This window comes from Sphingobium sp. L-44 (genome assembly GCF_056859495.1).
This window is the reverse complement of the sequence record NZ_JBSXOQ010000118.1, coordinates 25,256-38,271: the sequence shown is the minus strand read 5'-3', so window position 1 is coordinate 38,271 and position 13,016 is coordinate 25,256. Positions and strand designations below refer to the sequence as shown.

General features: G+C 66.3%; 11 protein-coding genes and 1 tRNA gene. 7 read left to right on the top strand and 5 right to left on the bottom strand.

Translation table 11 applies throughout. The annotated features are described in order from the left end of the window. Positions 1-24: 24 nt before the first annotated feature. Both AC13EK_RS21830 and AC13EK_RS21825 read left to right on the top strand, forming a co-directional pair. Entirely contained in the window at positions 25-2,292 is a 2,268-nt protein-coding gene (locus tag AC13EK_RS21830) for an NADP-dependent malic enzyme (protein ID WP_004207688.1), read from the top strand. 60 nt (positions 2,293-2,352) lie between these two features. Continuing rightward, a complete protein-coding gene (locus AC13EK_RS21825) occupies positions 2,353-3,033 on the top strand; it encodes a L,D-transpeptidase family protein (protein ID WP_010337124.1) in 681 nt (226 codons plus the stop codon). 9 nt (positions 3,034-3,042) lie between these two features. Here the strand turns inward: AC13EK_RS21825 and AC13EK_RS21820 are convergent, their stop codons facing one another. Continuing rightward, positions 3,043-3,915, bottom strand: a complete 873-nt coding sequence (locus AC13EK_RS21820) for an EamA family transporter (RefSeq protein WP_069338112.1) — start codon at positions 3,913-3,915, stop codon at positions 3,043-3,045. Positions 3,916-4,099: 184 nt separating this feature from the next. Between AC13EK_RS21820 and AC13EK_RS21815 the strand changes: the two genes are divergently transcribed. From AC13EK_RS21815 to AC13EK_RS21800, 4 genes are all read left to right on the top strand, one after another. Further along, positions 4,100-5,296 carry an MFS transporter gene (locus tag AC13EK_RS21815; protein WP_069338111.1) on the top strand — a complete coding sequence of 399 codons (1,197 nt, stop codon included), beginning with the start codon at positions 4,100-4,102 and terminating at the stop codon, positions 5,294-5,296. A 40-nt stretch (positions 5,297-5,336) separates the two neighbouring features. Next, complete coding sequence (locus AC13EK_RS21810; protein WP_069338110.1) at positions 5,337-6,473, top strand: aspartyl/asparaginyl beta-hydroxylase domain-containing protein; 1,137 nt, start codon at positions 5,337-5,339, stop codon at positions 6,471-6,473. Between the two features lie 95 nt (positions 6,474-6,568). Next, a complete protein-coding gene (locus tag AC13EK_RS21805; RefSeq protein ID WP_170828734.1) occupies positions 6,569-7,228 on the top strand; it encodes a YitT family protein in 660 nt (219 codons plus the stop codon). A gap of 72 nt (positions 7,229-7,300) precedes the next feature. Beyond that, complete coding sequence (locus AC13EK_RS21800) at positions 7,301-8,605, top strand: M20/M25/M40 family metallo-hydrolase (RefSeq protein WP_069338108.1); 1,305 nt, start codon at positions 7,301-7,303, stop codon at positions 8,603-8,605. A 50-nt stretch (positions 8,606-8,655) separates the two neighbouring features. Here the strand turns inward: AC13EK_RS21800 and AC13EK_RS21795 are convergent, their stop codons facing one another. Both AC13EK_RS21795 and hisI read right to left on the bottom strand, forming a co-directional pair. Then, positions 8,656-9,189, bottom strand: coding sequence for a hypothetical protein (locus AC13EK_RS21795; RefSeq protein WP_037521773.1), 534 nt, complete (start codon positions 9,187-9,189; stop codon positions 8,656-8,658). Next, positions 9,176-9,562: a phosphoribosyl-AMP cyclohydrolase gene (hisI, locus tag AC13EK_RS21790; RefSeq protein WP_069338107.1), complete on the bottom strand. Its 387-nt coding sequence runs from the start codon at positions 9,560-9,562 to the stop codon at positions 9,176-9,178. The genes AC13EK_RS21795 and hisI overlap by 14 nt, the downstream gene beginning before the upstream one ends. A 240-nt stretch (positions 9,563-9,802) precedes the next feature. Here hisI and AC13EK_RS21785 point away from each other — a divergent pair, with 240 nt between their 5' ends. Then, positions 9,803-12,079, top strand: a complete 2,277-nt coding sequence (locus AC13EK_RS21785) for a TonB-dependent receptor (RefSeq protein ID WP_483022385.1) — start codon at positions 9,803-9,805, stop codon at positions 12,077-12,079. Positions 12,080-12,271: 192 nt separating this feature from the next. Here AC13EK_RS21785 and AC13EK_RS21780 read toward each other — a convergent pair. Together AC13EK_RS21780 and AC13EK_RS21775 are read right to left on the bottom strand one after the other, a co-directional pair. Next, positions 12,272-12,348 (bottom strand) — tRNA-His (locus AC13EK_RS21780). Between the two features lie 82 nt (positions 12,349-12,430). Then, complete coding sequence (locus tag AC13EK_RS21775; protein ID WP_069338106.1) at positions 12,431-13,015, bottom strand: septal ring lytic transglycosylase RlpA family protein; 585 nt, start codon at positions 13,013-13,015, stop codon at positions 12,431-12,433. Position 13,016 lies beyond the last annotated feature (1 nt).

Genomic DNA, 13,016 nt, shown 5'->3' with positions numbered 1-13,016 from the left:
AACACAGTCTCTAAGGCGCATCGCATGGACGATAACACCCGCCGCGCCGCCCTAGACTATCACCGCCTTCCCCAGCCCGGTAAGCTCGCGATCGAGCCGACCAAGCGCATGGTGAACCAGCGCGATCTGGCGCTGGCCTATTCGCCGGGGGTGGCCGCCCCCTGCGAGGAGATCGCTGCCGATCCCGCCAAGGCGCTGGACTATACCGCGCGTGGCAATCTGGTCGCGGTCATCTCCAACGGCACCGCCGTCCTCGGCCTCGGCGCGATCGGCGCGCTGGCGTCGAAGCCGGTGATGGAAGGCAAGGCCGTCCTCTTCAAGAAATTCGCCGACATCGACGTGTTCGACATCGAAGTCGACACCACCGACACCGACAAGTTCGTCGAAGCCGTCGCCCTGCTGGAGCCGACCTTTGGCGGCATCAATCTGGAAGACATCAAGGCGCCCGAATGTTTCGAGATCGAACGGCGCCTGAAGGAACGGATGAACATTCCGGTCTTCCATGACGATCAGCATGGCACCGCCATCGTCGTCGCCGCCGCCGTGCGCAACGCGCTGGTGCTGCAGGGCAAGACCCTGGCCGACGCCAAGCTGGTCACTTCGGGCGCCGGTGCCGCCGCGCTCGCCTGCGTCGACCTGCTCGTCTCGATGGGCCTGCCGATCGACAATGTGACGATGACCGACAAGGACGGCGTCATCCATTCGGGCCGCGAAGGCATGCTGCCCAACATGGCGCGCTATGCCCGCGACACCAACGCGCGCACCCTGCCCGACGTGCTGCCGGGCGCCAACCTGTTCCTGGGGCTTTCGGCGCCGGGCGTGCTGAAGCCGGAATGGCTGCCGCTGATGGCGCCTAATCCGCTGATCTTCGCGCTCGCCAACCCGGAACCGGAAATCCGCCCGGAAGCCGCACGCGAAGTGCGCCCGGACGCGATCATCGCCACCGGCCGATCTGATTATCCGAACCAGGTCAACAACGTCCTGTGCTTCCCCTATATCTTCCGCGGCGCGCTGGATTGCGGCGCGACCCAGATCAACGAAGCGATGAAGGTCGCCGCCGCCGACGCGATCGCTGCCCTCGCCCGCATGCCCGCGCATGACAGCGTGGCGCAGGCCTATGGCGGTCGCAAGCTGGTGTTCGGCGCCGATTACATCATCCCGACCCCGTTCGATCCGCGCCTGATCGGCGAGATTGCCGGTGCCGTGGCCAAGGCGGCGATGGACAGCGGCGTCGCCACCAAGACGCTGGACCTGGAAGAATATAAGCGCGCCCTGTCGCACCAGAACACCCGCTCGGGCCAGCTGATGCTGCCGGTCTTCCATGCCGCACGCGGCAGCCAGTGCCGCATCGTCTATGGCGAGGGCGAGGATGAGCGCGTGCTGCGCGCGATCCAGGACGGCCTGGACGAAGGCATCGTCAAGCCGACCATCGTCGCGCGCCGCCGCCTGCTGGAACAAAAGCTGGCCGACATGGGCCTCAGCTTCCAGCTCGACCGCGATGTCGAGGTGATCGATCCCGAGACGGATCATGACATCATGCGCGAACTGGTCGAGGCCTATCGCGCCATCGCCGCGCGCAAGGGCGTGCCGCCAGACGAAATCCTGCGCCATGTCTATCGCCGCCCGACCGTCACCGCCGCCATGCTGCTGCGCACCGGCCGGGTCGACGCCGCGCTGGTCGGCGGCCGCTCCGAATATTGGGGCCAGGTCGAACATGTGCTGCGCATCATCGATCGCGCGCCCAACCACAGCCGGATCTATGCGCTGTCGGGCCTGATCCTCGACGCCGGCGCGCTGTTCATCACCGACACCCATATGGTGCCGGACCCGACGCCCGACCAGATTGCGGAAATGACGCTGCTGGCCTCGACCGAGTTGCAGCATTTCGGCCTGAAGCCGCGCGTGGCGCTGCTGTCGCACTCCAATTTCGGTGCGTCGAACAGCCCCAGCGCCCGCAAGATGCGCGCCGCGCTCGACCTGGTGCGCCAGGCCGCGCCGGAGCTGGCGGTCGATGGCGAAATGCACGCCGACGCCGCGCTCAGCCAGGCGCTGCGCGAACGGCTGATCCCCGACTCCCGGTTCGAGGGGCCGGCCAACCTGCTGGTGATGCCGAACCTCGACGCCGCCAATATCACGCTGACGGCGCTCGGCGCCTCGTCCAGCTCGCCCACGGTCGGGCCGATGCTGATCGGCACCGCCCAGCCGATCCATGTGCTGACGCCCGGCGTCACCGCGCGCGGCATCCTCAACCTGACCGCCATCGCCGCCGCCGAAGTGGCGCGCGAAGGCTGACCTTAACCTTTGCCGGTTAGGCTGTTAGCTTGACCGGCAAAGGATGAAGCGAGGAAGATCATGGCAGGCGTCATCGGCACATTGGCTCGCAGCCTTGGCCCGAAACTGCTGATCGGCGCCGTCCTGGGCGGCGGCGCGCTGCTGCTGACCGACAAGATTGATCGCAACGCCGGCAACGCGACCCAGGCCAAACCGGCCGAGGCCGCCGCCGCGCCCAAGCCGCTGCCGCTGGTCGAACGGCGCAGCGATCAGGGCATGAAGGTCGATCCCCATGCCCTGGCGGTCAAGCGCGTGCTCAAGATCGAGGGGCCTTTCGAGCATGGCGACTATGCCTGGGACGAGGAAGGCGCGCCGGCCAAGGGGCCGGTCATCATCACCGTCGACCTGAAAGCCCAGACCCTTTCCGTCTTCCGCGACGGCTATGAAATCGGCGCCGCCGTCATCCTCTATGGCGCGACCGACAAGCAGAGCCCGCTCGGTGCCTTCCCGATCATGCAGAAGGACGCCGACCATTATTCCAGCACCTACAACAACGCGCCCATGCCCTATATGCAGCGGCTGACCAGCGACGGCGTCGCCATCCACGGCAGCGACGTCAAATGGGGCTATGCCACCCATGGCTGCATCGGCGTGCCCAAGGAATTTGCGCAGAAGCTGTTCGGCGTCACCAAGGTCGGCGACATGGTCATCATCACCAACGGCAAGATGCTGGATACCAGCAAGGCCGTCGTCAGCGGCTGACCGGCCCCCCTATTGCGGCGCATCCTCGATTGCGGGTGCATGACGCACCGTCAGCGCGCTGCCGCCTGATGCCGCGATGATGCAGAATATCGCCACGCCCTGCAGCGCCGTCAGCCGCTCACCCAGCACGACGAAGCCCGCCAATGCGCCGATCGCCGGCGCCGCGCTCAGCAACAGGCCGAACACCGGCGCGGGCAGGCGCCGCATCGCCTCCATCTCCAGCGAATAGGGCAAGGCGCTCGACAGCAGGGCGATCGCCAGCCCGACCATCAGCACCCAGGGCGAAAGGAGCGACGCGCCGGCATGGGTCAGCCCGACCGGCAGCACCAGGATTGCCGCCGCCAGCATGCCCCAGGCGACCGCATCGCCGCGCAGCGCGCCCGACACCCGCTTGCCGGTCAGGATATAAAGCGCCCAGCAGGCCGCCGCCCCGACAGCGAAGATGACACCCAAAGGATCAAGCGCGGCGTCGCTGCGCAGCGGCAAGAGCAGCAGCAGGCCGATCACCGCCGCCCCCAGCCACAGGAAATCGCGCGGCCGGCGCGAACCGAACAGCACGATCGCCAGCGGCCCCGTCACCTCGATGGCCATGGCGATGCCGAGCGGGATGCGGGCGAACGCCTGATAGATGAGCAGGTTCATCAGCGCGAGGGTCGCGCCATAGATCAGCAGCGGCCAGCGCACATCGGCCGGGATCGGTCGGCGCCATGGCCGCCGGAACAGCATCAGCAGGATCGCCGCCAGGAAGATGCGCAGCGCCGCAATGCCATAGGCACCGACGATCGGGAACAGCGTCTTGGCAAAGGCCGCGCCCATGTTCATCGACAGCAGCGACGCCAGCACGGCGCCAGCCCCCGCCAGCACGGCACCCTGCCCGTTCATCTCATTCCTGCCCATATTCAATGAATACCATATACGATTAATTGGAAAAGCGTCATTCGATGCCGCGTTGCACCAGATGCGTTGCCAGTTGCAAGAATCTCATACGTATGCAGCCTTGACCATCGCTGTCACTCGGCCCATCTGGCGGACTTCCGTCATTTTGCATTGCAGCATGGAGCTTCTCATGGGCAGCCAGTCCCACAAGGCGCACCCCGCGCTCGTCCTTTTCGCGCTGTCCGTGGGCGCCTTTGCAATCGGCACGACCGAATTCGCCTCCATGAGCCTGCTGCCCTTCTTCGCGCGCGACCTCCACATCGACCTGCCGACCGCCGGCCATGCCATCAGCGCCTATGCGCTGGGCGTGGTGGTCGGCGCGCCGCTGATCGCCGCCTTTGCCGCGCGCCTGCCGCGCCGCACATTGCTGATCGCGCTGATGGCAATGTTCGCGGTCGGCAACGGCCTGTCGGCGCTGTCGCCCAGCTATCACTGGATGCTGCTGTTCCGCTTCCTTTCGGGCCTGCCCCATGGCGCCTATTTCGGCGTCGCCGCCCTGGTCGCGGCCAGCCTGGTGCCGATCGAGAAGCGCACCCTGGCGATCGCCAAGGTGATGTCGGGCCTCACCATCGCCACGGTATTGGGCGTGCCGGTCGCCAACTGGATGGGCCAGATACTGGGATGGCGGTCGGGCTTCTTCGTGGTCTGCGCGCTCGCCGTGCTGACCATGAGCCTGGTCGCGCTCTACGCTCCGCGCGACGCCGGTGATCCGAAGGCCAGCCCGATGCGCGAGCTGAGCGCGCTCGGCAAGTCGCAGGTCTGGCTGACCCTGCTGACCGGCGCGATCGGCTTTGGCGGCCTGTTCGCGGTCTACACCTATGTCGCCTCGACCATGATCGAGGTGACTCATGTGTCCGAAACCCTGGTGCCGCTGATCCTGATCGTCTTTGGCCTGGGCATGACGATCGGCAATCTCGTCGTTGCCTGGCTGGCCGACCGTGCGCTCAACCGCACCGTCATCGGCATCCTCGTGTGGAGCGCGGTTGCGCTGGCTCTCTTCCCTTTCATGGCCGGCAATATCTGGAGCCTCAGCCTCATCGTCTTCCTGATCGGCATTGGCGGCGGCATGGGCACGCCGTTGCAGGCACGACTGATGGATGTTGCGGGCGACGCCCAGACGCTGGCCGCCGCACTGCACCACAGCGCCTTCAACATCGCCAATGCGCTCGGCCCCTGGCTCGGCGGGCTATCGATCGCGGCGGGCTATGGCCTGGTGTCGACCGGCTGGATCGGCTGCGCCTTGTCGCTGGGCGGCCTGGCCATCTATCTGGTCGCCATCGCCACCGCACGGCGCAGCGCCCAGCCCGCGCTGGTGCCCTGCGAATAAGCCGCTTCCTTCCATCCGTTCCGCTGGCTAAGGCGGGCGGATGACGGATCGGGTACGCGAACAGACTTTGCAGGACGCGGCGATCGCCGCATTGCGCCGCGGCGACGCGGCGGTGGCGCGCGCCACCCTCTCCGAAATGGCAGACCCTCCGGCCATGCTGCTGGCCCAGGCCTGCAACCGGCTGGGCGATCTGGACGGCGAACAGGCGGCGCTCAACCGCATCCTGCAACAGGATATGCGCAACCTGCCCGCGCTGCTCGCCATGGGGCAGAATTTCCAGCGGCGCGGCGATCTGCGTGGCGCGACATCCTGGTTCCGCAGCGCCCTGGCACAGGCCGCCGCCCATGGTGCCCCGCCCGCTTTACAACCGCTGCTTCAACGCGCGCAGGAGGCGATCGCTGGCGCCAGCCGGGATTTCGAGGATCATCTCGACGCGGCGATGGCTGGCCTCCCCACGCTCCCGCGCATTGCCCAGGCGACCGACCTGCTGCTGGGCAAGACGCAGCTTTATCTCCAGCAGCCCAGCATGTTCTATTTTCCTGGCCTGCCGCAGCGCGCCTTTTACGAGCGCGACGAATTTGCCTGGGTACCGGCGGTAGAGGCGGCAACCGACGCCATCATCGCCGAACTGAACGCGGTCCGCGCCGGTGCGCCCGATTTCGCGCCCTATGTCCAGACGCCCATCGATCGCCCGGCGCCCAACAACCCGCTGCGCGACGATCCCTCCTGGGGCGCCTATTATTTCTGGCAGGATGGCGAGATCGTAGCGGACCATGCCGCCCGCTGCCCGGCCGTCATGGCCGCGCTGGAACAGGTGCCCCGGCCCGTCATCGCCGGCCGCTCGCCCATGGCGCTCTGGTCGCTGCTGAAACCGGGTACCCATATCCAGCCCCATCATGGTGTGCTCAACACCCGTCTGATCTGCCATCTGCCGCTGATCGTGGCCGACAATTGCGCACTGCGGGTCGGCGCAGAGACCCGCGCATGGGCGCCGGGCGAAATGCTGATCTTCGACGACAGCATCGAACATGAGGCATGGAACCGGGGCAATGACACCCGCGTCGTCCTGCTGTTCGAAGTCTGGCGCCCGGAAATCCACGCGGAGGAACGGATCGCGCTCACACGCCTGTTCGAAGCGATCGACCGCTTCGGCCCGAAACAGGTGGATGCCGGCTAACCCGCCTCTTTTCAGAACGCCCATCTGCGACTATGGGCGCGGACAAAGACGACAAGAGAGGATGGCACGGGGCGCTCACGCTTTTCGGACATGCCATGACCTCGATCGACCCGACGCCCCCGGCGCCGTCTCCTACCCTGCCCGTTCCGCCCGCCCATGTCGCGCGGCCGCATAGTCCTGCCGAGGATTTCTATGCGATCGCCATTGGCTGCGCCTTCATCGCCATGGGGCTGATGCTGCTGAAACAGGCAAAGCTGGTGACCGGCGGCATGGCCGGCATCGCGCTGCTGCTGTCCTATCTGATCCATCTGTCGCCCGCGACGCTGTTCCTGCTGATCAATATCCCCTTCTTCCTGTTCGCCGGGCGGGCGATGGGCATGGCCTTCGGCCTCAAGACCCTGTTCGCCAATATCGCGATCATGGGCGTCGGCCTTGCCATGCCCTATGCGATGGAGATCGCCCGGATCAGCCCCTTCTTCGCCGCGCTGTTCGGTGGCTCGATCATTGGCTTCGGCATCCTGGCCATCGCCCGCCATGGCGCAGGCGTGGGCGGCGTCGGCGTGGTCGCGCTGATCCTGCAGAAATCGCGCGGCTGGAATGCCGGCCGCACCCAGATGGCCTGCGACGTGCTGATCCTGCTCGCCTCGCTGCCGATCCTCAATGCCGAGCGTTTTGGCCTATCCGTCCTCTCGGCCGCCGCGATCAACGCCGTGCTGTTCGTCAACCACCGCCCTGGCCGCTATATCGGCCATTGATGCGCGCCCGCCTCCCCGGCTAGACGGACCCCGGCGCCCACGCCGGTGCGCCCATCATAAAAGGGGTCCAGAATGAAGCGGTTCGCGCTCTGTATAATATTGGCCAGCACGGCCCTGTCGGTGCCGGTCCGTGCCGCCACGCCCACCAGCGCGACCGCACCGGCCGATGCCCGCGCCATTGCCGCGATCCGCGCGCGCCCGGCGGTCAAGGCCGCCTTCGCCGCGCTGGAGGCCGAACATGACCAGTGGGTCGAGAACATCGTCACCCTGACCCAGATTCCGGCGCCCCCCTTCAAGGAAGAGGCGCGGGCCAAGGCCTATGCCGACATGTTCCGCGCCGCCGGCCTTACCGATGTGGAGATTGACGAGGGCGGCAATGTGCTGGGCCTGCGCCGTGGCAGCGGCAAGCCGGGCGGCAAGCTGATCGTCGTGTCCGCCCATCTCGACACCGTTTTTCCCGAAGGCACGCCGGTCACGGTCCGGCGCGAGGGCAACAAGCTCCACGCGCCCGGCGTCGGGGACGATGTCGCCGGCCTCGCCACCCAACTCAGCCTCATCAAGGCGATCGTCGGCGCCAATATCAGCGCGCCGATGGACATATTGTTCGTCGGCGATGTCGGCGAGGAAGGTCTGGGCGACCTGCGCGGCATGAAGCAGTTGTTCCACAAGGGCAAATATAAGGACCGCATCGCCAGCTTCTTCTCGATCGACGATGGCTCGGTCGATGGCCTGATCAATGGCGGCGTCGGATCAAAGCGCTATCGCCTGACCTTCACCGGCCCCGGCGGCCACAGCTTCGGCGCCTTCGGCCTGGTCAATCCGATGACGGCGATGAGCCAGGCGATCGTCGATCTCTACAAGATCCCGGTGCCCCAGTCGCCCAAGACGACCTACAGCGCCAGCGTCGTGGGCGGCGGCTCCTCGGTCAACGCCATCCCGCAGGAAGTCTGGCTGCAGGTCGACATGCGATCGGAAAGTGCTGCCGAACTGGCCAAGCTGGAACAGGCGTTCCTCGTCACGGTGGACAAGGCCGTCGCGACCGAAAATGGCGCCCGCTCGATCAAGGAAGGCCCGATCCGCGTCGACAAGAAGGTGGTGGGCGATCGTCCGGCCGGCAGCACTGCCGCCGATACGGCGCTGGTCCGCCAGACCGCCGCCGCCTATGCTGCCGAAGGCGTCACCGCGCGGATGAGCTTCAGCTCGACCGACGCCAATGTGCCGATGAGCCTGGGCATCCCGGCCATCACCATCCCGCGCGCGGCGACCGGCGGCCGGGGTCACTCGCCCGACGAATGGATCGACGTGTCGGCGCCGGAATCGCTCAAGGTCAAGCGGATGGACCTGGTCGCCCTGCTCGCCGCAGCCGGCTATCGCTGATCAACCTGATGGGGCCGGCCAAAATGCCGGCCCTGTTCAGTCCGTCCCGTTCAGTCCGCCTCGCACAGCGGTTCATCCGCGCGATCGCGCGCACGCAGGGCCGCGCCCGCATCATTGGCGATGCGCGGGAAGGTCACCCCTTCCAGATTGCCGCGCCCGTCGCACAGCCGGTCACAGGCCATGTCGACCACGCCGGGCAGCGCCACCTGGTCGCCATCATATTGGGCGACGATGATGCACTTCCTGCCCCCGGAAAAGCTCAGGATCAGCTTGTCGCCGGCCCGCCGCGCCGTGCCCGCGCCATGGCAGCTCTGTTCGGTGCCGAAAATCGCCTCCAGCCCGAAACGATAGTCGCCCGACTTGGCGGGAAGGACGCAGAGCGAATCCCGCCCCGCTTCATGCCGCCGCTGGAACAGCCCGACCGGCGCGATCCGCGACGCGTCGGCAATGGCGCCGGTCGCGATCGCCGCGCGCTCCAGCCCCGAAGCCGCGGCCCCGCTGCGATCGGGCGCGGCGGCGCCCGGCGTCGCGGCCTGCTGACACCCGGCCAGAAGACATGCGAGAAAAAGGCTAGTGCGCCGCATCGACGCCCGGTTCATCGACCGCGCTCAGCCCATCGGGTCCGATCCGGCGGAAGAAGCAGGAGCGCGCACCGGTGTGACAGGTCGGCCCCGCCGGCTCTGCCAGCACCCAGACGGCATCCTGGTCACAGTCGATCCGGATGTCGCGCACGCCAAGCATATGGCCGGAGCTTTCGCCCTTCTTCCACAGTGATTGGCGGCTGCGCGACCAGAAATGGGCCAGGCCGGTCTCGACCGTCAGCGCCAGCGCATGCGCATTCATATGCGCCACCATCAGCACTTCCCCCGAGGTGACATGGGTCACCACCGCAGTGATAAGGCCATGATCGTCATATTTGGGGTTGAGGGTCAGCCCCCGGTCGCGTGCGTCATCCATGCGCGCGCTATAATCGGCAATGCGGCCCGTGCGAAGTCCCTTCGGCGCTTTGCATCGGGGCACGGCCTGACAGCGCCATCGGGTCGGACTGTCGCATTTTGGCAAATCTGTTGCACGGATGCTACAGAATGGCGACAGTCCTGCTTGCCCCAAGCCCCGCGCGCGCATAGCGTCGCGCGCGATCCGCAACAGCGGACACCAGCAGGGAAACGGATGCCAGGCCAATCAAGGGGGCCAAATATGACATCTTCGCATATCTTCACCAGCATTTCGCGCGGCGCGCTCGCCGTCGCACTCACCGCTCTGGCGCCGATCGGTGCCGCCCATGCCCAGACCGAAGCGCCCGCCGCATCGGGCGAAGGCCTGGGTGAAATCGTCGTCACCGCCTCGCGCCGGGCTGAAAATGCCAAGGACGTGCCGGTCGCCGTGACCGCCATCGGCGGCGAAAAGCTCGACGCCCTCAACAGCAGCGGCCTCGACGTCCGCTTCCTCGCCGCGCGCACGCCCAGCCTTCAGGTCGAAAGCTCGTTCGGCCGCACCTTCCCGCGCTTCTACATCCGCGGCCTTGGCAACACCGATTTCGATCCCAACGCCGCCCAGCCGGTCTCGGTCGTGCTCGACGATGTCGCGCTCGAAAATCCGATGCTCAAGAGCTTCCCGGTGTTCGACCTTGCCAGCGTTGAAGTGCTGCGCGGCCCGCAGGGCACGCTGTTCGGCCGCAACACCCCGGCGGGCGTCGTCAAGATGACCTCGGCCGCGCCGACCGATCATTTCACCGGCTATGCCAGCGCCTCCTGGGCCACCTACAACACCGTCAATGCCGAAGCCGCGATCGGCGGCCCGATCGCCGACGGCCTCAGCTTCCGCGTGTCGGGCCTGCTCCAGCGTCGCGACGACTGGGTCAAGAACGATAATGACGGCGGCAACGCCGCCAGCGAGCTGGAAGGCTATCGCGACATGGCCGGCCGCGTGCAGCTGGCCTATGAAGCCGGCGACTTCAAGGCCGTGCTGAGCGGTCATTATCGTGACCTGGACGGCAGCCCGCGCGTGTTCCGCGCCAACATCTTCAAGCAGGGCAGCAACCATTTCGTCGACGGCTTCGACAAGGACCATGTGAACCTGGACGGCTATACCAGCCAGTCGATGAAGCAGGGCGGCGGCAATCTGCGCATGCAGCTCCATGTCGACGGCCTGGGCACCTTCTTCTCGACCACCGGCTATGAGAAGGCCAGCGTCGAAAGCACCGGCGACATCGATGGCGGCGGCTGCTACCCCTATACCGGCTGCACCGCCGGCCAGCTCGGCGTCGGCTCGTTCGACTCCAACACCGGCGGCGTGACCAAGCCGGAGGAATTCAGCCAGGAATTCCGCTTCGCGACGGACGACATGAACGGCATCCGCCTGCAGGCGGGCACCTATTTCTTCCACCAGCGCCTGAAGTATAACGAATATGCCTATGATCTCGCGGGCAACCGGGTGAGTGCAATCCTGCACAACAACACCAACGAGAATATCGGCCTGTTCGCCTCGGGCGAAGCCAAGGTGACGTCGGCCCTGACGCTGCGTGCCGGCGTGCGTTATTCGCACGACGACAAGCGCGACACGATCACGCTCGATCCGGCGCTCGCCGCCAGCAGCATCTCGTCGCAGCTGATCGGCGTCGACCTGCCGCTCAGCAACACCGCGCAGGGCAGCAACCTGTCCTGGGACGTCAGCGCCACCTATGCGCTCAGCCCCGACGTGAACCTCTATGGCCGCGTCGCCACCGGCTATCAGGGCCCGGCGATCCAGGACCGCGTGACCTTCTTCAGCGTCCCCTCGGTCGCCAAGAAGCAGACCACCATCTCCTATGAAGGCGGCATCAAGGGCGCGATCGCCAACATGGTCCGCTTCGACCTGTCGGCCTATTACTGGAACACCGACGATCTGCAGCTGACGGCGGTCGGCGGCGTCGGCAACTCGGCCCGCCTGATCAACGTGAACAAGGCGGTCGGCTATGGCCTGGAAGGCAATCTGGAGGCGCAGCCGCTCGATCACCTGAACCTGACCGTGGGCGGCAGCTACAACTTCACCGAAATCCGCGACAAGAACGCCTTCGTGGCGGTCTGCGGCTCGGGCATGTGCACGCCCACCGGCAACACCTTCGTCGATGGTGGCACCACCTACAGCTATCTGGATGGCAATGACCTGCCCCAGGCGCCGCGCTACATCGCCAATGCGACCCTGCGCTATGGCATCCCGGTCGGCGATGCGGGCGAAGTCTTCGCTTATACCGACTGGGCCTATCGTAGCAAAATCAACTACTTCCTCTACTCGGCAGCCGAATTCCGCGGCCGCTCGTCGCTGGAGGGCGGCCTCAAGGTCGGTTACAAGTCGAACCATGGTTATGAGATCGCAGCCTTCGCCCGCAACATCACCAACCAGATCCGCGCCGTCAGCGCGATCGACTTCAACAACCTGACCGGCATGATCAACGAACCGCGCATCATCGGCGGCATGATCAAGGCCAGCTTCTAAACCGAAGTCTAAACGCCCCATAGGCGTTAGTCGGCAGAGGAAGGGCGTCCCGCAAGGGGCGCCCTTTCTTGTTGCGCCCAGGGCAGCGGAAAGCCGCCGCCACGCGCCAGGAAAATCACCGAAGCCAGAAACGCGAAAACCCCATCCTGCCGAGGCAGGACGGGGTTTCATTTCGCGCATTCCCGAAGGAAATGGGGCGATCGACGGGATCCGAACCCGCGACCTCCGGTACCACAAACCGGCGCTCTAACCAACTGAGCTACGATCGCCACAGGGGCTGTTGCCCCGCGAGAAGGGCCACATATGCGGCCGCCCCTCCCCCGTCAAGCAGCTTATGTCAAAGGATGAAAATTATCGCCCGGCATCGTTGCCGGACGCCGCCAGACGGGCGCGCAGCACGGCCAGTTCGTCCGCCCCAACGCGCGGCCGCCCCTCCGCCGGCTTGCCCTTGCGCAGCTTCTTGCGATCCTTTTCCGACGGATCGACGGCGCGAACCCGGACCGCCGCATGGCCCTGTCCGCGAATCCCCAGTTCCTCCGCCGCGCCGCGCGACAGATCGATGATCCGCCCGCGCGAAAAGGGACCACGGTCGTTGATCCGCACCAGGATCGTGCGCCCGGTATCCAGCGCCGTCACCTCGACATAGGCGGGCAAGGGCAGGCTGGTATGTGCCGCCGTGATCCAGCCCGGCCGGAAGCGTTCGCCATTGGCGGTGCGATTGCCCGATTCCGATCCATACCAGCTGGCATAGCCGACCAGGTCATAGCCCGGCTGGTCGGCCGGCACATAGGTGGTGCCGCGCACCGTATAAGGCTTGCCGATGCGCACCGGCATGTCGCTCACCGGACGGAAATTCCCCCCGCCACAGGCCGACAATGCCCCCAGCAGCGCCAAGGCTGCACCCGAAGTCCCGATACCCCGTCTGATCGCTCTCATG